The organism is Streptomyces monomycini (assembly GCF_022271435.1).
In the GTDB taxonomy this organism is placed as follows: domain Bacteria; phylum Actinomycetota; class Actinomycetes; order Streptomycetales; family Streptomycetaceae; genus Streptomyces; species Streptomyces monomycini.
This window is the reverse complement of record NZ_JAFIQY010000002.1, coordinates 89,827-115,336: the sequence shown is the minus strand read 5'-3', so window position 1 is coordinate 115,336 and position 25,510 is coordinate 89,827. Positions and strand designations below refer to the sequence as shown.

Genomic DNA, 25,510 nt, shown 5'->3' with positions numbered 1-25,510 from the left:
CTCTTCGGTCGCGTGTACGTTCGCGATCTCTGCTGCCCGGTTGCCTGTCGGTGACGGGGTGGCTCGTACGTCAGCGTAGAAAGCAGGAAGCCATCAACGCCCGCCTCGACCACCGTTCCCCGCTCGTGTTCGACACGCGCGATCTGGGACGCCGTCCCGGCGCGCTGCAGCGGCTCTCCCGCACCGTCGAGGCCCCCAGGGACCTCGGCAACGAGGTCATCGGAGTGCCCGTGGGCGCGCCGGTGGAACTCGACTTCCGCCTGGAGTCCGTCATGGACGGGGTGCTTGTCACAGGCACCGGCCGTGCATCGGTCCAGGGGGAGTGCGTAAGGTGTCTGGAGCCGCTGGAGCGCGAGCTCGTAGCGGACTTCCAGGAGATGTTCTCCTACCCCGACGCCGACGCCAGGACCCGCACCGCGGAGCCCGGCGACGACGCCGAGGAAGAGGAGGACACTCTCTTCCTCGAGGACGACCTGTTCGACCTCGAACCCGTGCTGCGCGATGCGGTGGTGCTCGCACTGCCGATGCAGCCGGTGTGCCAGGACGACTGCCCGGGCCTGTGCTCCCAGTGCGGAGAGCGGCTCGCGGACGACCCGGACCACCACCACGACGCCGTCGACATCCGTTGGGCGGCACTGCAGGGACTCGCCACCGACCCGGCCGGCGAGAAGGACAACATGGGCGGCGCCGAAGCGGGCGTCGACGAGAAGCAGGAGAAGTAGCCGTGGCTGTTCCGAAGCGGAAGATGTCGCGCAGCAACACGCGCCACCGCCGGTCGCAGTGGAAGGCTGCGGTCCCCACCCTGGTGGCGTGCGAGCGCTGCCACGAGCCGAAGCAGCAGCACATCGCGTGCCCGAGCTGCGGCACCTACAACAAGCGACAGGTCCTCGAGGTCTGATCGGCTGGTGACAGGCTCTATGTCAGACGCCCAGACGTCTCCCCGCAAGCGCGGGGCTGAAACGGCACCGGCGGACACGGCCTCGTCCCACACGCTTCTGGAAGGGCGGCTCGGGTATCACCTTGAGTCCGCCCTTCTGGTGCGTGCGCTGACGCACCGCTCGTACGCGTACGAGAACGGCGGTCTGCCCACCAACGAGCGGCTGGAGTTCCTCGGGGACTCGGTGCTCGGCCTGGTGGTCACGGACACGCTGTACCGCACCCACCCCGACCTGCCCGAAGGCCAGCTGGCCAAGCTGCGGGCCGCGGTGGTCAACTCGCGCGCACTCGCCGAGGTGGGCCGCGGCCTCGACCTCGGCGCCTTCATCCGCCTCGGCCGGGGCGAAGAAGGCACCGGAGGCCGGAACAAGGCCTCCATCCTGGCCGACACCCTGGAAGCGGTGATCGGCGCGGTCTATCTCGACCAGGGCCTCGACGCGGCCGGCGAGCTGGTGCACCGGCTCTTCGACCCGCTCATCGAGAAGTCCGCCGGCCTCGGTGCCGGCCTGGACTGGAAGACCAGCCTCCAGGAACTGACCGCGACCGAAGGTCTCGGTGTCCCGGAGTACCTGGTCAGCGAGACCGGTCCGGACCACGAGAAGACCTTCACTGCTGCTGCCCGCGTCGGTGGTGTCTCGTACGGCACCGGCACCGGCCGCAGCAAGAAGGAAGCCGAGCAGCAGGCGGCCGAGTCCGCCTGGCGGGCGATCCGCGCGGCGGCGGACGAAGCGGCCGAACGGGCCGCGGACGCGCCGCCGGCCGGGGAGCCCGTGGTTCCCCCGGCGGGGGAGCCGCCCGTCTCCGGCTGAGCCGTTCGTCACTCCCGGCCGTCCGCCCCGCACAGGGGAGGGCGGCCGGGCAGTGCTTTTGGGGGCCGTACCGCCCGCCCCCGGGGCGGCGCACATCATCCGTACCGCGTCCCCGCGCTCGCGGCGGGCGCCGCATGACGAGGAGAGCCGTGCCCGAGCTGCCCGAGGTCGAGGTCGTACGCCGCGGACTGGAGCGGTGGGTACGGGGCCGTACCGTCGACGCCGTCGAGGTCCTGCACCCGCGGGCCGTCCGCCGGCACACCGCCGGAGCCGTCGACTTCGCGACGCGCCTGCGGGGGCAGCGCATCGGCGAGGCCCGGCGCCGCGGCAAGTACCTCTGGCTCCCGGTCACCGACGGCCTGTCCGTCCTCGCCCACCTGGGCATGAGCGGGCAGCTCCTGGTCCAGCCGCAGGACGCCCCCGACGAGAAGCACCTGCGCGTCCGCTTCACCTTCGACGACGACGCCGGCACCGAACTGCGCTTCGTCGACCAGCGCACCTTCGGCGGGCTGTCGCTGCACGACGCCGTGCCCGGCGACCTCGAAGGGCTCCCCGACGTCATCGCGCACATCGCCCGCGACCCGCTCGACCCGGCCTTCGACGACGCCGCCTTCCACGACGCGCTGCGCCGCCGCCGCACCACCGTCAAGCGCGCGCTGCTGGACCAGTCGCTGATCAGCGGTGTCGGCAACATCTACGCCGACGAGGCGCTGTGGCGCTCCCGCCTGCACTACGACCGCCCGACCGCCACCCTCACCCGCCCTCGCACCACCGAACTCCTCGGCCACATCCGCGACGTCATGAGCGCCGCGCTCGCCGTCGGAGGCACCAGCTTCGACAGCCTCTACGTCAACGTCAACGGCGAGTCCGGCTACTTCGAACGGTCGCTGGACGCGTACGGGCGCGAGGACGAGCCGTGCCGGCGCTGCGGCACGGCCATGCGCCGCCGCCCCTGGATGAACCGCTCCAGCTACTTCTGCCCGCGCTGCCAGCGGCCGCCGCGCCCGTAGGAGCCCGGACAGCGCACCGCAGTCCCGGACAGCGCACGCCACAGGTCTGCACCGCGCGCGCCACAGGCCCGTACCGCGGATGCCCCAGGTCTGCACAGCGCACGTCCGGCCCGCGCGCTCCGCTTCGCACGCCCGGGCCCCGGGCGTGCCGCCCGTACGCGGGGACCTGTACACGCCGACCCACCCGCATACGCGTGCTTTCGTACGGATGGAGATGCGACCCTGTAGCCAGGGGGCCATACCTTCGGAGGTTGGGATCCGATGGCGACGAGTATGCATCTGGTCTGGAGCTCGGCGGCGCCCGACAGCGTCGTGTACGAGACACACGCGATCGAGGTGGTCGAAGAAGGCGGCGTACACGGCGAGGTCGTCAGCGAACGGCACGAGATCCCGGTGCGCAGCCGCGCCCACGCGGAGGAGATCGCCGCCGAGCACGACTACGAGCTCTACCGCGAGGGCGAGGAGTGGGACAGCCTTCCGGAGGAGGGCTGAGTCGGCGGCGGGCGGCCCGGCTCAAGGGCCGGAATGGTGACCCGTGGCATCGCGGTCAGCGGTGCCGTAACCGATCAGTGCTGTGCTGGGTCCTGTAGAGATGTCATCTATGCCGGTCGGACTCCTGCCGACGACTCTCTTCGGGCGGTTCGGGACCGGTACGGAAACTCCTGCCCGGGGTGTGCTGTCAGTCGTGCGCTCTAAGGTGCCTCCAGCTCCCGTACCGCGAGGGAGAGGCCCTGAACACCTGGGGCAGGAGGATGGGTGACTACGGTGCTGACACCGATTCTGGGTGGCGTCGGGGTGGTACTGGCCGCAGCAGCCGGGCCGCTGGTGACCGGCATGATCCAAAATCGTCGAGATGCCCGGCTGACCGCTGACCTCGAAAGAAACCGGATACTTCTCGGCGAGCTCAGAGGTGACGCCCCCAACGCCTGGGGGCACAATCGCTCAGTTGGAAGTTCTGCTGAAGCGCCAGGTAGCGGCGGTGACCGCTCGCCAGACCAGATACGTCGAGCACCGCAGAAATTGGGCCAGCCTCGGCGCTGTGGTCCTCATCGTCGTCCTCGTCTTTCCGCTGTTGTGGCTGCTGGCGCTCCCCGGGGCGTGGTGGTCCTGGACTCTGTTCGCCGCTCTTCTGGTCATGTCGTTGATCATGTGCGGCATCGGCTTCTACCAGACGTTCAATCCGAATGAGCCTCCAGCGCCGGAGGGTGACGAGGCCGGCGGCTGAGCGCCAAGACCGTTGAGGCTGCTTCAGGAGGTGGCGAAGGCGCTGCGGTCGGGTATGCGGGCGAGGGGCGGAAGCCTCGCAAGATCGGATTTGCGGGAACCTCAGAAACCGAAATCCTGCGTCCACCAGGGCCCGCCCCGGCCGAAGTGCGCTCCGACGCCCAAGGTCTTGTACTCGCAGTTCAGTATGTTGGCGCGGTGTCCGGTGCTGTGCATCCAGGTGTTCATCGCCGCGCGGGCGTCGGCCTGGCCGCGCGCTATGTTCTCGCCGCCCAGGTTCTCTATGCCCGCCTGCTTGGCCCGGTCCCACGGGCTGCGGCCGTCGGGGTCGGTGTGGTCGAAGAAGCCGCGGCGCGCCATGTCCTCGCTGAAGTTGCGGGCCAGGGCGCCCAGTTCGCGGTCGGCGGTCACCGGTGAGCAGCCGGCCTTCGCGCGCTCCTGGTTGACCAGGTCCACCACCTGCGACTCGGCGGCGGAGGGTGAGGTGTCCGGGGCCGCGGAGGCGGTCGGGGTGCTCTTCGCGGGCGCGGGGGTGGGCGCCGTACGGTCCGGCCGCTGCGTGCGGTCCCGGTCGGGGGCGGTGTCCGCCGAGGGCGTGGACGGCTGCTGCCGGGGGACCGGGGTGGCCGACGGGGCGGCGGACGTCGTGGGGCGCGCCCGGTCCGGGAGGCCGGGCCGGGGCTCGCCGCGGCTGGCCTGTCCGGCGCCCCGGTCCGTGGGGGACACGGATGCCGTGTCGCGGGGCGTCGAGTGCGGCAGGGTGTCGGCGCGCACGCGTTCCCCGGAGCCGCCGCTGCCGCCCCAGTCGTACTGGCCGCCGCCGGGCAGCAGGCCCGAGGCGACGGCGACCGCGCCCATCGCCACGGCGGCCGAAGCGCCGAGCAGGCCGGTGCGGACCGGGGCGCCACGGCGTTCGCGGGCGGGGCGCCGGCCGCGGTGGCGGCCGGAGTGCGCGGGGCCCGCGTGCGCGTCGGGTGCGGAGGCCGGGGTTCCGGTCTGGTCCGTGGCTCCGGCGGCTTCGGGCGATGCGGGAGCGGAGCGTCGATGGCGGCCCATCCACTGCCTTCCTTCTGTCCACACGAGCGTCAACGTGCCTCACTCGTAAGGGTGAGTCTCGTTTGCCGGGCGACTGTACGCCATGACGTGTGGGGCCGATGTGCCCGACGGGCAATTGGCCGGTTAACGTGCAGACATGAACGAAGATGTCCGCCTGACCGCCTGGGTGCGCGGCCGGGTCCAAGGGGTCGGCTTCCGGTGGTTCACCCGGGCCAACGCGCTGCGGATCGGCGGCCTCGTGGGTTTCGCCCTCAATCTCGAAGACGGCCGGGTGCAGGTCGTCGCCGAGGGACCCCGCGCACGGTGCGAAGAGCTTCTGGAGTGGCTGCGCACCGGCGACACGCCCGGACGGGTCGAGGGGGTCGGTGAGATCTGGGACACGCCGCGGGGCGGCTACGACGGATTCGCGATCCGCTGACCCGGTGCGGTGGGCGGTGTCCGGGAACCGGACGCGGGGCCGGTTTCGCGTGTCCCCGTCAGATGCACAGTGCAGTCATGACCTGGTGGTTGCCAACTCGGCCGACCCGTGGAAGGCTGCCGCTGTAAGGATGATCTCCACGCCCCCGAGGCGCTTTTCTGGGGAGTCGGCCCGGCCTTGCCGTGGCCGCGGACTCCCGGGCGCCCAAGGATACGGGGCGTGATCGTGTTGACCCTCAAACCTTTTGGTGAGACTCTGGAAGCCCCGCGCACCTTAGCTGTTTGGCATTGAGTTCGCAGGACAATGGCAAGCACCGCGGGTGCGAATCCCTCACGACCCACACCGCTTCGGTCGGTCACTCAGTGTGGAGGACCATCCATCATGGCAAAGGCGCTTCTCGGTTACGTCGGCGGCTCCGACCCCCGAGTCCTCTCCGAGATGCGACGGCTTCAGCAGCGCGTCCAGGACCTCGAATCCGAACTCATCCGGATGCAGGCCGAAAACGACATGCTGTCCGCTGCCGCACGTCACGACGACTCGATGCTCGACGGCATCGACGTACCCCAGGCGGAGCCCGCGCTCACCTGACCCCGTTCCCCCGGGGCCGGCGGGCTGTTTCGCCAGCCGCTTGAGGCACCGCTAGCAAGATCTTCAAGGGACGCTTCGGCGTCCCTTCGTCGTTTTCCGTCGCTTTTCTCTTCGGCTCCCGGTCGGCCCTCACCGTCTGATGTGCCCTGCACCTTCAGCAACGAAACCGAAATCACACCGCCACGAGGAGCGCGGACGCCCGGGGGACGGCCCCGCGCCCCGCATCCGGGCGGCCGCGCCGGAGCCCCCGTGCCGGGGCGGCTTCCCGCGGGGGCCGAACGGTAGAGTCCAACGGCGTGCATCTCAAGAGCCTGACACTGCGAGGATTCAAATCCTTCGCCTCCGCCACGACACTGCGATTCGAACCCGGCATCACCTGTGTCGTGGGCCCCAACGGCTCGGGCAAGTCCAATGTCGTCGACGCCCTCTCCTGGGTCATGGGCGAGCAGGGCGCCAAATCCCTGCGCGGCGGCAAGATGGAAGACGTGATCTTCGCCGGGACGACCGGCCGGCCGCCGCTGGGCCGCGCCGAGGTCTCGCTGACCATCGACAACGCCGACGGCGCCCTGCCCATCGACTACGCCGAGGTCACCATCACGCGGACGATGTTCCGCAACGGCGGCAGCGAGTACCAGCTCAACGGGGACACCTGCCGCCTCCTGGACATTCAGGAGCTGCTCTCCGACTCCGGCATCGGCCGGGAGATGCACGTCATCGTCGGCCAGGGCCAGCTCGATTCCGTCCTGCACGCCGACCCCATGGGGCGCCGCGCCTTCATCGAGGAGGCGGCCGGCGTCCTCAAGCACCGCAAGCGCAAGGAGAAGGCGCTGCGGAAGCTGGAGGCGATGAAGGCGAACCTGGCGCGCGTCCAGGACCTCACCGACGAGCTGCGGCGGCAGCTCAAGCCGCTGGGCCGGCAGGCCGCCGTCGCCCGCCGGGCCGCCGTCATCCAGGCCGACCTGCGCGACGCCCGGCTGCGGCTGCTCGCCGACGACCTCGTGGCGCTGCGCGAGGCGCTGCGCGCGGAGATCGCGGACGAGGCGGCGCTCAAGCAGCGCAAGGAGACCGCCGAGCAGCGGCTCAAGGAGGCGACACGGCGCGAGGCCGCCCTGGAGGAAGAGGTACGGACGCTGACGCCACGCCTCCAGCGGGCCCAGCAGACGTACTACGAGTTGTCGCAGCTCGCCGAGCGGGTGCGCGGCACGATCTCGCTGGCCGACGCGCGCGTCAAGAGCGCGACGGCCGCCCCGCCGGAGGAGCGGCGCGGCCGCGACCCGGAGGACCTGGAACGGGAGGCCGCCCGGGTCCGCGAGCAGGAGGCCGAGCTGGAAGCCGCGCTGGAAGCGGCGAGCCGGGCGCTGGAGGACACCGTTGAGCACCGGTCCGCTCTGGAGCGCCAGTTGGCGGGCGAGGAGCGGCGGCTGCGGGACGCCGCGCGCGCCCTGGCCGACCGGCGGGAGGGGCTGGCCAGGCTGCACGGGCAGGTCACCGCCGCGCGCGGCCGGGCGGCTTCGGCGCAGGCCGAGATCGGTCGGCTGGCCGCGGCCAGGGACGAGGCGCGGCAGCGCGCGGCCCACGCCCAGGAGCAGTACGAGACGCTCAAGGCCGAGGTGGACGGGCTGGACGCGGACGACGCCGACCTGGCGCGGCAGCACGAGGCCGCGAAGCAGGACCTGGCCGACGCGGAGGCCGCGCTGAGCGCCGCGCGCGACGCGCTCACGGCCGTCGAGCGGCAGCGCGCTGCGGTCTCCGCCCGGCACGAGGCGCTGGCCCTCGGGCTGCGCCGCAAGGACGGGACCGGCGCTCTGCTCGGCGCGGCCGACCGGCTGACCGGCCTGCTCGGCCCGGCCGCCGAACTGCTGACCGTCGCGCCGGGCCACGAGGTGCCGGTGGCGGCGGCACTCGGCGCGGCGGCGGACGCCGTGGCGGTGGCCGGCCCTTCCACGGCTGCCGAAGCGATTCGCCTCCTGCGCAAGGAGGACGCGGGACGGGCCGCGATGGTGCTGGGCGCGGGGCCGGAGACGAGCCGGGACGTGGATTCCGGCGGCCTGCCGCTCGCGGCCGAACTGGTCAGCGGGCCGGACGACTTGCTGCGCTCCGTACGGTGGCTGCTGCGCGATGTCGTGGTCGTCGGCTCACTGGAGGACGCCGAGGAACTGGTGGCGTCCCGGCCGGAGCTGACGGCGGTGACCGCCGAAGGCGACGTGCTCGGAGCGTACTTCGCGCAGGGCGGGTCGGCCGGCGCGCCGAGCCTGCTGGAAGTACAGGCCTCCGTCGACGAAGCCGCGGCCGAGGCCACCGAACTGCGCGGACGCTGTGCGGAGCTGACCGCCGCTCACGAGGCGGCGCGGGAGCGGCGGGACGCGTGCGCGCGGCTGGCCGAGGAAGCGGGGGAGCGCCGGAGCGCCGCCGACCGCGAGAAGTCCCGTGTCGCGGGTGACCTGGGCCGTCTCGGCGGCCAGGCGCGCGGCGCCGCCGACGAGGCGGAGCGCTCGGCCGCGGCCGCCGCGAAGGCGGAAGAAGCACTCGAACGGGCGACCGAAGAGGCCGAGGAACTGGCCGCGCGGCTGGCCGTGGCCGAGGAGGAGCCCGGCGACGAGGAGCCGGACACCTCCGTACGGGACCGGCTGGCCGCGGACGGCGCCAACGCGCGGCAGACGGAGATGGAGGCCCGCCTCCAGGCCCGTACGCACGAGGAGCGGGTCAAGGCCCTCGCGGGCCGGGCCGACGGTCTGGACCGCGCGGCGCGGGCCGAACGCGAGGCGCGGACCCGTGCCGAGCAGCGGCGCGCCCGGGCCCGCCACGAGGCGGCGGTGGCGTCCGCGGTGGCCTCCGGGGCGCGGCAGCTGCTGGCCCACGTCGAGGTCTCGGTCGTACGCGCCGAGGAGGAGCGGCTGACGGCGGAGCTGGCCAAGCAGGAGCGCGAGCAGGCGCTGGTCGCCGAGCGCAACGCGAGCCGGGAGCTGAAGGGCGAGCTGGACAAGCTGACGGACTCGGTGCACCGCGGCGAGGTGCTGGGCGCCGAGAAGCGGATGCGGATCGAGCAGCTGGAGGCCAAGGCGCTGGAGGAGCTGGGCGTCGAGCCCGCCGCGCTGGCGGCCGAGTACGGCCCCGACCAGCCCGTACCGCCGTCCCCGGCCGCGCAGGGCGAGGAGCTGCCGGCCGACCCGGAGCACCCGCGCAACCGGCCGGTGGCCTACGTACGGGCCGAGCAGGAGCAGCGGCTCAAGGCCGCCGAGCGGGCGTATCAGCAGCTCGGGAAGGTGAACCCGCTGGCGCTGGAGGAGTTCGCCGCGCTGGAGGAGCGGCACCAGTTCCTCAGCGAGCAGCTTGAAGACTTGAAGAAGACCCGGACCGACCTGCTGCGGGTGGTCAAGGAGGTCGACGAGCGGGTGGAGCAGGTCTTCACCGAGGCCTTCCACGACACCGCCAGGGAGTTCGAGGGCGTCTTCGCGCGGCTCTTCCCGGGCGGCGAGGGGCGGCTGGTGCTGACCGACCCGGACCACATGCTGACCACGGGCCTGGACGTGGAGGCCCGGCCGCCGGGCAAGAAGGTCAAGCGGCTGTCGCTGCTGTCCGGAGGCGAGCGTTCACTGACCGCGGTGGCGCTGCTGGTCTCGATCTTCAAGGCGCGCCCCAGCCCGTTCTACGTGATGGACGAGGTCGAGGCGGCGCTGGACGACACCAACCTGCAGCGGCTGATCGGGATCATGGAGGAGCTGCAGGAGAGCTCCCAGCTGATCGTGATCACGCACCAGAAGCGGACGATGGAGGTCGCCGACGCGCTGTACGGGGTGTCGATGCAGGGCGACGGCGTCTCGAAGGTGATCAGCCAGCGGCTTCGGTGACCGCGCGCGGGGTACCCGGTGTGGCATACATGTGTTCTGCGACACCCGCATGGTTCATAACTTGAACGCAAAGACCGCGAAGCTCTGCCGAAACAAATTCATCACGACCTATTGACTTCGAAACTTGAAGGCATAGGGTCTGCAACGTTGCTTTTACCTTCAAGTGGTGGGTACCCCCAACCTATGCGCCACTGGAAGGGCCAGCCCCCTACGCCCGGCAGCGCAGCCGGGCACTGGAGTACACGTTGACCAGCACCGCGCCGCCGACGACTCCGGAAGGCCGCAAGGCCCAGCCGGACCACCTCGGCCACGTCATCTTCATCACCGCGGCTGCCGCGATGGGCGGCTTCCTCTTCGGCTACGACAGCTCCGTGATCAACGGCGCCGTCGAGGCGATCCGCGGCCGCTACGAAGTGGGCTCCGCGGGGCTCGCCCAGGTGATCGCCATCGCGCTGATCGGCTGCGCCATCGGCGCCGCCACGGCCGGCCGGATCGCCGACCGCATCGGCCGGATCCGCGTCATGCAGATCGCCGCGGCGCTCTTCACGGTCAGCGCGGTCGGCTCGGCGCTGCCGTTCGCCCTGTGGGACCTGGCCATGTGGCGCGTCCTGGGCGGTATCGCGATCGGTATGGCGTCGGTCATCGGCCCGGCCTACATCGCCGAGGTCGCGCCGCCCGCGTACCGGGGGCGCCTGGGCTCCTTCCAGCAGGCCGCGATCGTCATCGGCATCGCGATCTCGCAGCTGGTGAACTGGGGCATCCTCAACCTCGCCGGCGGTGACCAGCGCGGCAAGGTGGCGGGCCTGGAGGCCTGGCAGTGGATGCTCGGCGTGATGGTCGTACCGGCCGTGCTCTACGGGCTGCTCTCCTTCGCGATCCCCGAGTCGCCCCGCTTCCTGATCTCCGTCGGCAAGACCGACAAGGCCAAGGAGGTGCTGGCCGAGGTCGAGGGCCAGGGCATCGACCTGGACACCCGCGTCTCGGAGATCAAGGAGGCGATGCGCCGGGAGCACAAGTCCAGCTTCAAGGACCTGCTGGGCGGCAGGTTCGGCTTCCTGCCGATCGTGTGGATCGGCATCGGCCTGTCGGTCTTCCAGCAGCTCGTCGGCATCAACGTGGCGTTCTACTACTCCTCGACGCTGTGGCAGTCCGTCGGCATCGACCCGAGCAGCTCGTTCTTCTACAGCTTCACCACTTCGATCATCAACATCCTCGGCACCGTGATCGCGATGGTCTTCGTGGACCGGATCGGCCGCCGTCCGCTGGCGCTGATCGGCTCCGCCGGTATGGCCGTCGCCCTCGCGCTGGAGGCCTGGGCCTTCGCCTCGAAGACCGCGGACGGCACGCTGCCGACCGCCCAGGGCACGGTCGCCCTGGTCGCGGCCCACGCCTTCGTGCTCTTCTTCGCCCTGTCCTGGGGCGTCGTGGTCTGGGTCTTCCTCGGTGAGATGTTCCCGAACAAGATCCGCGCCGCTGCGCTCGGTGTCGCGGCGTGTGCGCAGTGGATCGCCAACTGGGCCATCACTGCCAGCTTCCCGAGCCTTTCCGACTGGAATCTTTCGGGTACGTACGTGATCTACATGATCTTCGCTCTGCTCTCGATCCCCTTCGTGCTGAAATTCGTGAAGGAGACCAAGGGCAAGGCGTTGGAGGAGATGGGCTAACAACCCCCCCCGCCAGCCCTTCTCCTCAGTTGTGGGCAGCTGCCCCGGTCCGTCCGTCGGACCGGGGCAGCTCCTTTATTGCGGACCCGGGCTTGCGGGCACTTCTTTTCCTCGCGAATGGTTTTCCGTTGAAGCAAGGAAGCGGGCCGGCGCCTCAGCTCCCCTTCAGGTGCGGAACCACGCGCTCCGCGAACAGGTGTACGGAACGCCAGCCTTCGTCCACCGGCATCCCGCCGCACAGCGGATGCAGGATCAGCGACCCCGCCGGCCCCGCCTCCCCGGCCAGCCGCACACACTCCTCGGGTGTCACGATCCGGTAGACCCCCTCCCGCCGCAGCGCCGCCACGTCGTCGGCGGCGGACCGCACGGCCGACTCCGCGCCGGGGGCCTGCCACGAGGCGTACGTACGCGCCTCATGCAGCAGATACCCGCCGTACTCGGCCCAGGACCGGTCCGGATCCTCGGACACGTGCAGCAGACTCGTATGGGCGTCGGGTTGCAGCACCCAGCCCTCGGTCCCGTACTCGGCGCGCCGCGCGTGGTAGTACGCCTCCAGCTCGGGCAGACGCGCGCTGGGGAAGAAGGGCAGCCCCAGCCGCGCGGCCCGGCGCGCGGCGGCCCGGGAACTCCCGCCGACGAGCAGGAGCGGATGCGGCTGGGTGTACGGGCGCGGGGTGACCCGCACGGTGCGGCCCCGGTAGCGGAACGGTTCACCCTTCCAGGCGGCGAGCAGCGTCTCCAGCACCTCGTCCTGGAGCTTGCCCCGCCAGTGCCAGTCCCGGCCGTGCGCCGCGTACTCCTCGGGCCGGTAGCCGAGGCCTGCCACGGTGACCAGCCGGCCGCCGCTCAAGAGATCCAGTACGGCGATCTCCTCGGCCAGCCGCAGCGGATCGTACAGCGGCGTGATCAGCGCGGAGACGGTGACGGTGATCCGCCGGGTGGCGCCCAGGACGCTGCCGGCGAACGCCAGCGGCGCGGGCATCCAGCCGTTGTCCGTGGCGTGGTGCTCCTCGGTCTGGACCGTGGTCAGGCCCCGGTCGTCGGCGAAGGCGGCCATCTCCACGGCCGCCCGGTAGCGCGTGCCGAGCGCGGCGGGGGTGGGGGAGGGGTCGGCGAGGTTGAGGCGCAGGACCGTTGCGGGCATGACGAACGTCCCCTTCACCGAGGCGGTGGGCCCGGATGGCGAAGGGGACGCTAGCTGACGTCACATCAGGTGAGAAGGGTGCGGGCGCCGAATCAGCCGACCGGCGCCGGCTCCTCGGCCGGGGCGGCGGCGCCCGCGGGCACCGTCTCCTTCGGCTTCGGCAGCACCGCGAAGACCACCGCGGCGATCACGATCGTGGCCGCCCAGCCCAGACCGTGCTGCCCCGGCCAGGTGTCCGCCAGCGGCCCGGTGAACCAGGTGACCTTGGTCAGGCACAGGCCCACCACCAGCGCCGCGGCCCAGGCCGTCAGCGCCTGCCAGCAGAAGCCGCCCGCGTACCAGTAGCGGCTGGTGCGGCTGACGTTCATCAGGCTGTCGCCGTCGTAGCGGACCGCCATGTTCCGGCGGCGCGCCATGTCGACGGCGTACACCCCGATCCAGGCGGAGAAGGACACCGCGAGCAGCGTCAGGAAGGTGATGAACTGGCCGATGAAGTCCTTGGCCACCAGCATCATGAACGCGCCGCCGACCAGGCTGATGATCGCGTTGATGCTCACGGCCATGGCGCGGGGCAGCTTGACGCCCATGGTCTGCGCGGTGAAACCGGCCGAGTACATCGACAGGCTGTTGATCAGCAGCATCCCGACCAGCGCGGTGATCAGGTAGGGGATCGCCAGCCAGGTCGGCAGGACCTCGCCGAGGAAGGACATCGGGTCGGTGTTCTGGTTGGCCAGGTCGGGCTTGGAGACGGCCATGATGCCGCCCATCAGCACCATCGGGACCATCACCAGGGCCGCGCCGGAGACGGTGGTGCCGACGATCTTCTTGCCGGAGGCGGAGTGCGGCAGGTAGCGCGCGAAGTCCGGACCGGTGGGCACCCAGCTGATGCCGCCCGCCGCGATGGTGCCGATACCGGCGATCATCAGCGCGGTGCTGCCCGCCGACTGGGAGAAGATCTTCCCCCACGGCATCTCGGCGATCAGATAGACCAGCACCATGACGCTGAAGACGCTGAACAGGTACGTCGAGTACTTGTTGCAGACGTTGAGGGCCTTCCGGCCCATGCCGCTGACCAGGAACGTCGTCGCGACGAAGAGCAGCAGCGTGATCACGGTGAGGACGTTGTTGGCCTCGATGCCGAACAGCAGCTTCAGGACCGTCAGCACGGCGTACGCGCCGCTGACCGCGTTGATCGTCTCCCAGCCGAAGCGGGCCACCCACAGGATCGCGCCCGGGAAGTAGTTGCCCCGCACGCCGAAGGCGGCGCGGGAGAGCATCGCGCCGGGGGCGCCGCCCCACTTGCCGGAGACCGACAGCACGCCGACCATGCCGAAGGAGATGACGGAGGCGATGGCGGCCACGATCAGGACCTGCCAGAAGTTCAGCCCGTTGGTGATCACCAGGGAGGCACCCATGGTGAGCAGCAGCACGCTGATGTTGGCGGCGACCCAGGTCGGGAAGAGTTCGCGGACGCGGCCGTGGCGTTCGTGGTCGGGGACGGGCTCGATGCCTCGTTGCTCGACGGCGCCTTCGGTTTCAGGAGCGGACTTGGTGTCCGTGGACGTGGTGCCCATGGTGCAGGTGTCTCCGTGCGGGTTCAGGCAGCGGCTGTGATGCCTGGCGAAGGGGAGGGGGTTGCCAGGACTCTACGCGCGTTGCGCAGCCGAGAGCTATCGTACTTTGATCCAACTTCGGTTCATACGCCTTGTTGTGTCCAACGACGACCACCCGTGGTCCCCGCATTCGTCGGGGCATCCCGCGCGGTCGGCTCAGGTGCAGGTCAGGCCGTGTGTTCGGCGGCCGGGGCCGGCGCTTTCGGCGGCCGTCCGGCGCGTCGGATCCGGGCGGCGCGCGTGGCGCGGGGACGCCGGTGTGAGGTAGTCCGGGGGGTGTCGGGCGGCCTGCATGAGCCGGTGGATCGCATCTCCTGCGGTGCTACGCGATGTCCGGACATTTCCTCCACCGGTCCGTGACCGGACCCACGGCGGGGTGAACCCGGACAGTCGACGTCCAGGTTCGGCGTGTGCGGGCCCGCACGGCGGGGTGTGACCGATACTGGGTGGGTTATGGACATCGTCACCCTCGTTGTAGTCATCGCTGTCATCGCCGTGGTCGTACTCGGCGCGACCAGCGGGCTCGTCATCAGCAGCCGCAGGAAGAAGCAGCTGCCGCCGGCCCCGCCGACCACTCCGTCCGTCACCGCGCCCCCTGCGGAACCGCAGGTGGGCGAGGACGCCGAGACCCCCCGCGACGAAACCCGTCGCACCATAGAAGAAGTCGTCCTGCCGCCGGCCGAGGCGCCCGTCGAGGCGCCCGTCGAAGAGCCGGCGGCCCCCGCCGCCCCCGAGGTCGAGGTCCCGGAGCCGACCGCCGGCCGGCTCGTGCGGCTGCGCGCCCGGCTCTCCCGCTCCCAGAACTCGCTGGGCAAGGGTCTGCTGACGCTGCTCTCCCGCGAACACCTCGACGAGGACACCTGGGAGGAGATCGAGGACACGCTGCTCACCGCCGACGTGGGCGTCGCGCCCACGCAGGAGCTGGTCGAGCGGCTGCGCGAGCGCGTGAAGGTGCTCGGCACCCGTACCCCCGAGGAGCTGCGCGTGCTGCTGCGCGAAGAACTGCTCAAGCTGATCGGTACGGACCAGGACCGCGCGGTCGCCACCGACAACGCCGTGGGCAAGGACGGCCAGGAGATCCCCGGTGTCGTCATGGTCGTCGGCGTCAACGGCACCGGCAAGACCACCACCACCGGCAAGCTGGCCCGTGTCCTGGTCGCCGACGGCAAGTCGGTCGTCCTCGGCGCCGCCGACACCTTCCGCGCCGCCGCCGCCGACCAGCTCCAGACCTGGGGCGAGCGGGTCGGCGCCCGTACGGTCCGCGGTCCGGAGGGCGGCGACCCGGCCTCGATCGCCTTCGACGCGGTGAAGGAAGGTATCGCCGAGGGCGCCGACGTGGTCCTCGTCGACACCGCCGGCCGGCTGCACACCAAGACCGGCCTGATGGACGAGCTGGGCAAGGTCAAGCGGGTCGTGGAGAAGCACGGCCCGGTCGGCGAGGTGCTCCTCGTCCTGGACGCCACCACCGGCCAGAACGGCCTGGTGCAGGCCCGCGTGTTCGCGGAGGTCGTGGACATCACCGGTGTCGTGCTGACCAAGCTGGACGGCACGGCCAAGGGCGGCATCATCGTCGCGGTCCAGCGTGAGCTGGGCGTGCCGGTCAAGCTCGTCGGCCTCGGCGAGGGCGCGGACGACCTGGCGCCGTTCGAGCCGGAGGCATTCGTGGACGCCCTGATCGGCGACTAGGGCGCACCTATGGCCTTATGGGCACAGCCGGTTCGAAGAGCCCCGCAGCGGATGATGCGCTGCGGGGCTTTTTGGTGGGGGGAGGTGTGTGGTGGGGGGAGGTGTGAGGGGGAGGGGAGCGAGTTGGGGTGTGGCGGGGTGGGGGCGGTGAGGTGCATTGGGGTGCGGGCGGGGGCGGGTGCGGTGAGGTGCGTCGGGGCGTGGCGGGTGCGGCGTGGTGGTGCGGTGGAGGTGTGGCGGGTCGCGTCGGGGTGCGGGTGTGGCGCGGTTCCGTTCGTGCCTACGTGCCTACGGTGCCTACGTCACGCGGCCGAGCGGTGGCACACGTACGCGAGGGTGCCCAGCAGCAGCCGGGCCTGCGGCGGCCGACCGGCCGTGTCCAGGGTGGGCGGTCGCAGCCACCGCATCGGGCCGAGTCCGCCGAGGTCGGACGGCGGGGCCGTGACATGGTCGCCGGGGCCGCGCGGACACAGGTCGAGGGCGGCGTCGTCCCAGCCCATCCGGTAGAGCAGGCCGGGCAGCCCGGCGGCGGCGCCGGGCGCCACGAAGAACAGGGCGCGGCCCGTCGGCGTGGCGGCCACCGGACCGAGCGGCAGGCCCATCCGTTCCAGCCGTACCAGCGCGCTGCGCCCCGCCCCTTCCGGCACTTCGAGGACGTCGAAGGTCCGGCCCACCGGGATCAGAACGGCCGCGCCGGGCGTCCTCGCCCAGGCGTAGGCGGCCTCCTCCAGTGTCGCGCCGGCCGCCAGTCCGTCCGCGTGGGCCAGCGGGTGCGCGCCGGGGGAGGCGCAGTCGTCCGCACCGCACGAGCAGACCGTACGTCCGTTCCCGCCGCGGACCGCGCGGGCGCCGGGCACCACGTCCCAGCCCCACAGTCCCGTGTACTCCGCCACCGCCGTGATCTCGGTCGAGCGGGCGCGACGCCGTGAGCCGGACCGGATGTCGCGGATGCCGCCGATCGTGAAGCCCATGCCTCCTCCAACGGGTGGTGCGTGCCAGTGGTTACGTGTCGGAACTCAGTTGTGACGCTCCGTCAGGAGAGGTCGGTGTCCGTGGCGCGTTGTGGTGCGGTGGGTGGTGCGGCATGCGACGCGCGCCTGCGCGCACTCCTTTCCGTCCGTCTCCTCTCGACCTGTGTCAAGTCAATCGCGAGGACCGGTCGGGGAGTTCATTCAAAGGGGTGGCGAATGGTGGCGTTTAGCGGATCGCCCTCGCCGGGGGCGTGATCGTAGGATTACTTTCAGTGCACGACCTGGGGCGGGACGCCGTAGGCGTGGGTATGCCGGAGGCAACGCACCGGCGGGTGAACCCTTCCGAATCGGGTTGGCTGGATTCCGTGGTCGGGTAGGTCCACCCCGTACCGGTCGCCGTAACAGACGGCATCCTGTGGGAGGTTCGACGACATCCTGTGGGAGGTTCGCAGGGCGCGGCCGCGACGCACAGCGGCAGGACGGCCGTGCGGAGCGGTGCGGCGGCCCGGTGCGCAAAACGCGCGGTGGCGCGGTACCGAGGCGCGACGGCGACGAAAGCAGTGACGTGGCGGACGCGGTGGACGCAGCGGATATGGCGGACGCGGCAGAGAAGCGGCAGAACGGGAAGTAACGCGAAGCGACGCGAAGTGCCGAGACCGGAACACCAGCGGAAACGGGCGTACTGGCGCAACCCGTAGGGCCGGCGATCCCGCGGGCCGACCAGGCCTCCGGGACAACCAGCCCTCCGGGACGAGCCAGAACTCCGGGACAACCAGAACTCCGGGACCGGCGGGCAACCGTAGGACGAGCGGCAGCACTGGAGCGACAGCACAACCGAACGACTGCGGTACTGGAACGACTGCGGTACCGGAACGACCGCGGTACCGAGACGCCTGCATCACCGGAACGACAGCATCACCGGAACGACAGCAACACCACGACGTGGACGCCCCGGCGGCAACCGGCCGTAGCGGCCACAGCGCGGCCGGGCACCGGCGGTGCGGCACTCTCCACGTACCGCCCGCACCGGATCACCGGCACGGCGGCCGCGGCCAGAACACCGCTCCGGCGCAATGAGGCGCCGGAGCGGTCCGGACCGTATTAGCGGACGTATGGAAAAGAAACTCGGAAGCGGCGAAGAGCGGCGATGCGAAGCGATGGCGCGGCGCAGTGAAGCAAGGCAGCAATCGGAATGGGGGCGTTCCAGTGGGCGGCAGTGGCGGCACCGGCGCTGACAAGCGCCCCAACGAACCGTTGGGCTCATGGTTCATGCGCAGCGGCTGGTCGAAAGGCGAGCTGGCACGACAGGTCAACCGGCGCGCACGCCAGATGGGCGCGCACCACATCAGCACCGACACCTCGCGGGTACGGCGCTGGCTCGACGGCGAGCAGCCGCGCGAGCCCATCCCGCGCATCCTCTCCGAACTGTTCTCAGAGCGGTTCGGGTGTGTGGTCGGCATCGAGGACCTCGGCCTGCGCTCGGCGCACCAGTCCCCGTCCGTCTCCGGCGTCGACCTGCCCTGGGCCGGCCCCCAGACCGTCTCACTGATCAGCGAGTTCTCCCGCAGCGACCTGATGCTGGCGCGCCGCGGCTTCCTGGGCACCTCCCTGGCACTGGCCGCCGGGCCCGCCCTCATCGAGCCGATGCAGCGCTGGCTGGTGCCGGTCTCGCCGGGCCAGGTGTCCGCCGCGCAACAGGCGTCCCAGGAACGTTCCCGGCGCTCCAACCGGCTGTCCAGCCCGGAACTGGACCTGCTGGAGTCGACGACCGTGATGTTCCGCCAGTGGGACGCCCAGTGCGGCGGCGGACTGCGCCGCAAGGCAGTGGTCGGCCAGCTCCACGAGGTCACCGACCTGCTGCAGGAACCGCAGAGCGAAGAGGTCTCCAAGCGGCTCTTCAAGGTCGCCGCCGAACTGGCCGAGCTGGCCGGGTGGATGAGCTACGACATCGGACTGCAACCCACCGCGCAGAAGTACTTCGTGCTCGCCCTGCACGCCTCCAAGGAGGCCGGCGACCGCCCGCTGGGCTCGTACATCCTCTCCAGCATGAGCCGCCAGATGATCCACCTGGACCGCCCGGACGACGCACTGGAACTCATCCACCTCGCGCAGTACGGCAGCCGTGAATCGGCCACACCCCGTACGCAGGCGATGTTGTATGCGATGGAGGCACGGGCGTACGCGAGCATGGGCCAGCCGAGCAAGGTCAAACGCGCCGTGCGGATGGCCGAGGACACCTTCGGCGACGCGACGCCCGGGGACTCCGAGCCGGACTGGATCCGCTTCTTCTCGGAGGCCGAGCTGAACGCGGAGAACGCCCATTCCTACCGCGACCTCGCCTACGTGGCCGGGCGCAGCCCGACCTACGCCTCCCTCGCCAACCCGGTGATGCAGCGGGCGGTCGAGCTCTTCTCGCAGGACAAGGAGCACCAGCGTTCGTATGCGCTCAACCTGATCGGGATGGCGACGGTGCATCTGCTCCAGAAGGAGCCGGAGCAGTGCGCCGTCCTGGCGCAGCAGGCCATACCGCTGGCGAAGAAGGTCCGCTCGGAGCGGGTCAACACCCGGCTGCGCAAGACCGTGGACACCGCGGCACGGAACTTCGAGAGCGTGGCCGAAGTGATCCAGCTCAGCGACGAACTGGCCCAGCAACTGCCGGAAACCGGCGCGGAGGCCGTCTGACCACACTCCTGAACCGCACCTTCCGCCCGCACTCTCCACCTGCACTGCTCAACCGCACTCTTCACCGACACTCTTCACCCGCACTCTTCACCCGCACTCTTCGCCCAGGCTTCCCGACCGCACCCTTCGACGGCACAGCCACAGACCCCGGCCGCGGCCCGTCACCCCGTACAGCTCGACTCGGCTCCCCCACGCCAGGTCAAACGGGTGACAGCCGCGGTCGGCTTTGCGGGGGCGGCGTGTAGCGGGGGCCAGGGCGTTGCGGGGCCGGGGCGTCGAGCGGACGGGGGTACGGGGGATACGGGGGACGGGGAGCACTGTGGGCGTGGTGCGGGTGTGGCGCGTGGGAACGGTGTGGGCAGCGCGTCGTGGGCATGGCGCCCAGGGGCGCTGTGAGTGGCGCCTGGGAACGCTGTGGGTACGGAGCCGTGGGCGCGGTGCGGGCGTGGTCGTTTCGGTGGGTTACGGGCGGTACCGGGCGTGGCGGGCCGATCTCGGAGTTCATGGGGGCGTAACACTGACGAGGGCTTCGTCACCGTGGGGAAACACCGACGGGTCATGGCCGAAACGGTGCTGCGACAACCTCGTGGCGAAAGTCGGCCCACCCGGAACCACGCCCGCACGGGCCGCATCGACGACAGGAGACGCCGATGCCCCCAGGCATCATGACGCTCGCGGCAGACGAGGCCACCCTGAGTCCGGCCAACACCGGTTTCATGCTGATCTGCACCGCCCTGGTGATGCTCATGACCCCCGCCCTCGCCTTCTTCTACGGGGGCATGGTCCGGGTCAAGAGCGTGCTCAACATGCTGATGATGAGCTTCATCAGCCTGGGGATCGTCACCGTCCTGTGGGTGCTGTACGGCTTCGGGATCGCCTTCGGCCAGGACAGCGGCGGCTTCCTCGGCAGGCCCGGCGACTTCGCCGGGCTCAGCGGCATCGGCCTGACCGAGCTGTGGGGCACCACCTCCATCCCGGTCTACGTCTTCGCGGCCTTCCAGCTGATGTTCGCGGTGATCACCCCCGCGCTGATCAGCGGTGCTCTCGCGGACCGGGTGAAGTTCACGGCGTGGGCGCTGTTCATCGCCCTGTGGGCCACCGTCGTCTACTTCCCCGTCGCGCACTGGGTGTGGGCCGAGGGCGGCTGGCTCTTCGACCTGGGGGTCATCGACTTCGCGGGCGGTACGGCCGTCCATATCAACGCGGGCGCCGCGGCCCTCGGCGTGATCTTCGTCGTCGGCCGCCGCATCGGCTTCAAGAAGGACCCGATGCGGCCGCACAACCTGCCGCTGGTGATGCTCGGCGCGGGACTGCTGTGGTTCGGCTGGTTCGGTTTCAACGCGGGCTCCTGGCTGAACAACGACGACGGCGTGGGTGCCGTCGCCTTCGTCAACACCCAGGTCGCCACGGCCGCCGCGATGCTCGGCTGGCTCGGGTACGAGAAGATCCGGCACGGCTCCTTCACCACCCTGGGCGCGGCCTCCGGCGCCGTGGCAGGGCTGGTCGCGATCACTCCGGCGTGCGGCGCGGTCAGCCCGCTGGGTGCGATCGGGGTGGGCGTCATCGCCGGAGTGCTGTGCGCGATGGCGGTCGGCCTGAAGTACCGGTTCGGGTACGACGACTCCCTCGACGTGGTCGGTGTCCACCTCGTCGGCGGCATCGCCGGATCCCTGCTGGTCGGCCTGTTCGCCACCGGCGGCGTACAGAGCGACGCCAAGGGCCTCTTCTACGGAGGCGGCCTCGACCAACTGGGAAAGCAGGCCGTCGGTGTCGTCTCGGTGCTCCTGTACTCCTTGGTGATCTCCTTCCTTCTCGCCAAGATCATTGACGTCCTGATGGGCTTCCGGGTCTCCGAGGACGAGGAGGTCGCGGGCGTCGACCAGGCCGCGCACGCGGAGACGGCGTACGACTTCGGCGGTACGGGCGGCGGCGTGGTGGCCCGCGCGGGAGCGGGAGCCGGCGCGGGGGCAGCCTCAGCCTCCGGACCGGCCCTCGGCGGCGGCCCGTCCCCGTCCCGGGGAAAGGGACAGGGGAAGGGCCAAGGGGAGGCCCACGGGAAGGCCCGAGGCGCGAGCCGGGCCACGGGCCGAGGCACGGATACGGGAGACAGGGCAAACAGGGCAGAAGAGGCCCAGGCCACCGACAAGGAACAGGGTGCGGGCGAGGGGAAGGGCCAGGGCCCGGCCCCGGCTTCCGGTAGCGAGAAGAGGGTGGACGCGTGAAGCTCATCACGGCAGTGATCAAGCCGTACCGGCTCGACGAGGTGAAAGAGGCTCTGCAGTCGTTCGGCGTACACGGCCTGACCGTCACCGAGGCCAGCGGATACGGCAGGCAGCGTGGACACACGGAGGTGTACCGGGGCGCGGAGTACACCGTCGACCTGGTGCCGAAGGTCCGGATCGAGGTCCTCGTGGACGACGCGGACGCCGACGAACTGATCGACATCGTGGTGAAGGCAGCCCGCACCGGCAAGATCGGCGACGGCAAGGTCTGGAGCCTCCCGGTCGAGGAGGCGGTCCGCGTCCGCACGGGCGAACGGGGACCGGACGCGTTGTAGGTGCGGGTGCGGGTGCGGGTGCGGGTGCGGGTGCGGGTGCGGGTGCGGGCGCGGGTGCGGGTGCGGGGCCGCGGGTGCGGAACGGGCCGGACCGGGACGTCCTGGCCGTCGGCTCCGGACACTGACTGTCGGCCCCACCTACCGCGCCTGCTCCGGTTCCTGCCCCTGTCCCCGTTCTCGTCCCTGTCCGTGCCTCCGCTCTCGTCCCTGTTCGTGCACCCGTTCGTGCAAAGCCGTCCTCGCCACCGGTGGAGAAGCGCGAGGGCGGAGCCCTTCGAGATCAAGTACCTGAGGGCCGACATGACCAAGGAGCGCCTGCGTTGACCGAGAGCATGCGGAAGACGGCGGAGGACGGCGACGAGCGCGACGCCGGTGCCGGTGCGGCCGGTGCGGCCGGTGCCGGCGGGGCCGGGGCGAGGGCCGCCACGAGCCGGGCAGCGGACGCGCCCACCGCCTTTACGGAAGCACCGGACGGCCCGCAGCAATCGCCCCCGGCCTCCGCTGCCGAAGAGGGCGAAGGCAGCTACGCCCCGGACCGACTGCGGCTTCTGCAGGACACGGGCCAGGAAGGATCGGCACGCAGGGCTGCCCTCGCCCGGCTCACCGACGACTGGCTGGCCGGTCTGTTCGAACGCGCGACCGGTCACACCGGCTCCGGCATCGCGCTGGTCGCCGTCGGCGGTTACGGCCGCGGTGAACTCTCCCCCCGCAGCGACCTGGACCTGCTCCTGCTCCATGACGGCAAGGCCGGCGCCCGCACGGTCGCCGAGCTCGCCGACCGGCTCTGGTACCCGGTCTGGGACCTGGGCCTCGCCCTGGACCACTCGGTACGGACACCCGCCGAGGCACGCAAAGCCGCTCGCGACGACCTCAAGGTCCAGCTCGGCCTGCTGGACGCCCGCCACCTGGCCGGCGACCCGGAACTGACCGGCGCCCTGCGCGGCACCGCACTGGCCGACTGGCGCGAGCAGGCCCCCAAACGCCTGCCGGAACTGCACGAGATCAGCCGCGAAGGTGCCGCGCGCCAGGGCGAGTTGCAGTACCTCCTGGAGCCCGATCTGAAGGAGGCCAGGGGTGGGCTGCGGGACGCCACCGCGCTGCGGGCGGTCGCCGCCTCCTGGCTGGCCGACGCACCGCGCGAGGGGCTGGAGGCAGCCCGTACCCGCCTGCTGGACGTACGCGATGCACTGCACCTGACGACCGGCCGCACCACCGACCGGCTTTCTCTGCAGGAGCAGGACCAGGTGGCCGAAGCACTTGGTGTACTGGACGCGGACGTACTGCTGCGGCAGGTCTACGAATCCGCGCGCACCATCTCGTACGCGAGCGACGTCACCTGGCGTGAAGTCGGGCGGGTGCTGCGGTCCCGTTCCGTACGCCCTGTACTTCGAGGGCTGCTGCGGGGCCGTACGGTCGGCGGTGGATCGGGGCGGGGAGAGCGGTCTCCGCTCGCCGAGGGCGTGGTCGAACTGGACGGTGAAGTCGTCTTGGCGCGGACGGCGCGGCCGGACCGCGACCCGGTGCTTCCCCTGCGTGCCGCTGCCGCCGCCACGCAGGCCGGACTGCCGCTGTCCCTGCACGCCGTGCGCCGGCTGCGGACGGGCACCGCCACTCGGCCCCTGCCCGTGCCGTGGCCGGCCGAGGCCCGGGAACAGCTGGTCACGCTGCTGGGCGCGGGCGCACAGACCGTACCCGTATGGGAGGCGCTGGAGGCGGAAGGGATCGTCACCTGGCTGCTGCCCGACTGGGAGCGGGTGCGCTGTCGTCCGCAGCGCAACGCCGTGCACCGCTGGACCGTCGACCGGCACCTGATCGAGACGGCCGTCCGCGCCGCGGCGCTCACCCGCCGTGTGCACCGCCCCGACCTGCTGCTGGTCGCGGCTCTGCTGCACGACATCGGCAAGGGCTGGCCAGGTGACCACTCCGTCGCCGGCGAGACCATCGCCCGGGACATGGCGGCCAGGATCGGTTTCGACGCCCGGGACGTGACGGTGATCGCCACGCTCGTACGGCACCATCTGCTGCTCATCGAGACGGCCACCCGCCGGGACCTGAGCGATCCGGCGACGATCGAGGCGGTCGCGGACACGGTGGGCAGTGTCGGGACGCTGGAACTGCTGCACGCCCTCACCGAGGCCGACGCCCTGGCGACCGGCCCCGCGGCCTGGAGCGCGTGGCGCGGATCGCTCGTCGCCGACCTGGTGAAACGCGTCACGGCGCGGCTGGCGGGGGAAGCCGCACCGCAAGGGCGCCCTGCGGACGAGCCGACCGCTGAGCAGGAACGCCTGGCTGCCGAGGCGTGGCGTACCGGTGGGCCAGTGCTCACCCTGCACACCCGCGCGGAGGGCCACGGCGAAACGGATCCACCTGCCGGTCCCGCCGCGGGTGTGGGCGCCCAGGCAGCTCCGGAGCCGGAACCAGAACCGGTGGGCGTCGAACTGCTGATGGCCGTACCGGAACAGCCCGGTGTGCTGCCCGCGGCGGCGGGTGTCCTCGCCATGCACCGCCTGACCGTCCGCGCCGCGGACCTGCGCAGCGTCGATCCCGTCGGCGAGGGGCAGGTGCTGCTGCTGCGCTGGCGGGTGGCCGCCGAGTACGGCTCTCTCCCGCAGGCCGTACGGCTCCGGGCAGACCTCGTACGGGCCCTGGACGGTTCGCTGGACGTGCCGGCCCGGCTGGCCGAGCGTGAGCAGGCGTACGCACGTCGCTCGCGCGGGGTGCAGGCCCCGCCGCCCCGGGTGACGGTCGCCCCCGGGACCTCGCAGCTGGCGACCGTGATCGAGGTGCGGGCCCAGGACGCCCAAGGACTGCTGCACCGGATCGGCCGCGCGCTGGAGACCGCGCAGGTCACCGTGCGCAGCGCCCATGTGAGCACGCTGGGAGCGAACGCGGTGGATGCGTTCTACGTCACGGACGAGAAGGGAGAACCCCTGGCGGACGCGGCGGCCGTCGAGGTGGCACGGGCGGTGGAGCACGCCTTGCAGTAGCCGCACCGGCCCCCTGATCAACAGCACGGAGGGCATCGCCGTCGACCAAAACCCCTCCGCAGACCGAGACGCCCCCGCCGGCCGGAACGCCTCAGCAGGCCGCACCGTCTCCGTAGACGGCACGGGCTCCCCGGATGCCGTGCCTCCGTGAGACGGTGGGGGCGGGATGCGCGAGGGGCGCCTGCGCTGGTTGCGTACCGTGCCGGGAGTCGTACGGGGCCATGCCCCGGAGCCCTTCCCCGGCGGGCAGGGACACGTTGCTTGCCTGTGCGGATACCCTAGAAGCCGACTTGACCCTGCCCCCGACCCCGAGGATC

18 protein-coding genes and 1 pseudogene are annotated in these 25,510 nt (G+C 71.3%); 15 read left to right on the top strand and 4 right to left on the bottom strand.

Annotated elements, in window-relative coordinates; genetic code table 11:
- Positions 1-92: 92 nt before the first annotated feature.
- The 6 genes from JXZ78_RS03155 (at position 93) to JXZ78_RS03130 (ending at position 3,980) form a co-directional block, all read left to right on the top strand.
- A complete protein-coding gene (locus JXZ78_RS03155; protein ID WP_030018380.1) occupies positions 93-722 on the top strand; it encodes a YceD family protein in 630 nt (209 codons plus the stop codon).
- 2 nt (positions 723-724) lie between these two features.
- Entirely contained in the window at positions 725-898 is a 174-nt protein-coding gene (gene rpmF, locus JXZ78_RS03150) for a 50S ribosomal protein L32 (RefSeq protein WP_003951102.1), read from the top strand.
- A 19-nt stretch (positions 899-917) separates the two neighbouring features.
- Positions 918-1,745: a ribonuclease III gene (gene rnc / locus JXZ78_RS03145; RefSeq protein ID WP_033037175.1), complete on the top strand. Its 828-nt coding sequence runs from the start codon at positions 918-920 to the stop codon at positions 1,743-1,745.
- 149 nt (positions 1,746-1,894) lie between these two features.
- Entirely contained in the window at positions 1,895-2,755 is an 861-nt protein-coding gene (mutM, locus tag JXZ78_RS03140; protein ID WP_030018382.1) for a bifunctional DNA-formamidopyrimidine glycosylase/DNA-(apurinic or apyrimidinic site) lyase, read from the top strand.
- Positions 2,756-3,016: 261 nt separating this feature from the next.
- Positions 3,017-3,247 (top strand): hypothetical protein, encoded by a 231-nt coding sequence (locus JXZ78_RS03135; RefSeq protein ID WP_030018383.1) that lies wholly within the window; start codon positions 3,017-3,019, stop codon positions 3,245-3,247.
- 454 nt (positions 3,248-3,701) lie between these two features.
- The gene (locus tag JXZ78_RS03130; protein ID WP_157851480.1) at positions 3,702-3,980 is read left to right on the top strand and encodes a hypothetical protein; all 279 of its coding nucleotides are present in this window, start codon (positions 3,702-3,704) and stop codon (positions 3,978-3,980) included.
- 101 nt (positions 3,981-4,081) lie between these two features.
- Here JXZ78_RS03130 and JXZ78_RS03125 read toward each other — a convergent pair whose 3' ends face one another.
- Positions 4,082-5,035: a CAP domain-containing protein gene (locus JXZ78_RS03125; protein WP_030018385.1), complete on the bottom strand. Its 954-nt coding sequence runs from the start codon at positions 5,033-5,035 to the stop codon at positions 4,082-4,084.
- Between the two features lie 136 nt (positions 5,036-5,171).
- Between JXZ78_RS03125 and JXZ78_RS03120 the strand changes: the two genes are divergently transcribed.
- The 4 genes from JXZ78_RS03120 to JXZ78_RS03105 all read left to right on the top strand — a co-directional run bounded on the left by JXZ78_RS03120 (position 5,172) and on the right by JXZ78_RS03105 (position 11,553).
- Positions 5,172-5,453 carry an acylphosphatase gene (locus tag JXZ78_RS03120; protein ID WP_030018386.1) on the top strand — a complete coding sequence of 94 codons (282 nt, stop codon included), beginning with the start codon at positions 5,172-5,174 and terminating at the stop codon, positions 5,451-5,453.
- A gap of 381 nt (positions 5,454-5,834) precedes the next feature.
- Positions 5,835-6,041 (top strand): hypothetical protein, encoded by a 207-nt coding sequence (locus tag JXZ78_RS03115; protein ID WP_030018387.1) that lies wholly within the window; start codon positions 5,835-5,837, stop codon positions 6,039-6,041.
- Between the two features lie 296 nt (positions 6,042-6,337).
- Positions 6,338-9,889: a chromosome segregation protein SMC gene (gene smc, locus JXZ78_RS03110; protein WP_238782642.1), complete on the top strand. Its 3,552-nt coding sequence runs from the start codon at positions 6,338-6,340 to the stop codon at positions 9,887-9,889.
- A gap of 245 nt (positions 9,890-10,134) precedes the next feature.
- A complete protein-coding gene (locus JXZ78_RS03105) occupies positions 10,135-11,553 on the top strand; it encodes a sugar porter family MFS transporter (RefSeq protein ID WP_030018388.1) in 1,419 nt (472 codons plus the stop codon).
- Between the two features lie 154 nt (positions 11,554-11,707).
- Here JXZ78_RS03105 and JXZ78_RS03100 read toward each other — a convergent pair whose 3' ends face one another.
- Both JXZ78_RS03100 and JXZ78_RS03095 read right to left on the bottom strand, forming a co-directional pair.
- A complete protein-coding gene (locus JXZ78_RS03100; RefSeq protein WP_030018389.1) occupies positions 11,708-12,697 on the bottom strand; it encodes an LLM class flavin-dependent oxidoreductase in 990 nt (329 codons plus the stop codon).
- Between the two features lie 92 nt (positions 12,698-12,789).
- The gene (locus tag JXZ78_RS03095) at positions 12,790-14,271 is read right to left on the bottom strand and encodes a purine-cytosine permease family protein (protein WP_030018390.1); all 1,482 of its coding nucleotides are present in this window, start codon (positions 14,269-14,271) and stop codon (positions 12,790-12,792) included.
- 492 nt (positions 14,272-14,763) lie between these two features.
- Between JXZ78_RS03095 and ftsY the strand changes: the two genes are divergently transcribed.
- Positions 14,764-15,996 (top strand): signal recognition particle-docking protein FtsY, encoded by a 1,233-nt coding sequence (gene ftsY / locus JXZ78_RS03090; RefSeq protein WP_030018391.1) that lies wholly within the window; start codon positions 14,764-14,766, stop codon positions 15,994-15,996.
- A 302-nt stretch (positions 15,997-16,298) separates the two neighbouring features.
- Here ftsY and JXZ78_RS03085 read toward each other — a convergent pair whose 3' ends face one another.
- Positions 16,299-16,967, bottom strand: coding sequence for a bifunctional DNA primase/polymerase (locus JXZ78_RS03085; protein WP_030018392.1), 669 nt, complete (start codon positions 16,965-16,967; stop codon positions 16,299-16,301).
- Positions 16,968-18,173: 1,206 nt separating this feature from the next.
- Between JXZ78_RS03085 and nsdA the strand changes: the two genes are divergently transcribed.
- The 4 genes and pseudogenes from nsdA to JXZ78_RS03065 all read left to right on the top strand — a co-directional run bounded on the left by nsdA (position 18,174) and on the right by JXZ78_RS03065 (position 25,193).
- Positions 18,174-19,649 carry a transcriptional repressor NsdA gene (gene nsdA / locus JXZ78_RS03080; RefSeq protein WP_030018393.1) on the top strand — a complete coding sequence of 492 codons (1,476 nt, stop codon included), beginning with the start codon at positions 18,174-18,176 and terminating at the stop codon, positions 19,647-19,649.
- Between the two features lie 650 nt (positions 19,650-20,299).
- Positions 20,300-21,622, top strand: a pseudogene (locus JXZ78_RS03075) (ammonium transporter); the annotation flags it as partial.
- 245 nt (positions 21,623-21,867) lie between these two features.
- Positions 21,868-22,206: a P-II family nitrogen regulator gene (locus tag JXZ78_RS03070; RefSeq protein ID WP_030018395.1), complete on the top strand. Its 339-nt coding sequence runs from the start codon at positions 21,868-21,870 to the stop codon at positions 22,204-22,206.
- Positions 22,207-22,538: 332 nt separating this feature from the next.
- Positions 22,539-25,193 carry a [protein-PII] uridylyltransferase gene (locus JXZ78_RS03065; RefSeq protein ID WP_208870110.1) on the top strand — a complete coding sequence of 885 codons (2,655 nt, stop codon included), beginning with the start codon at positions 22,539-22,541 and terminating at the stop codon, positions 25,191-25,193.
- Positions 25,194-25,510 lie beyond the last annotated feature (317 nt).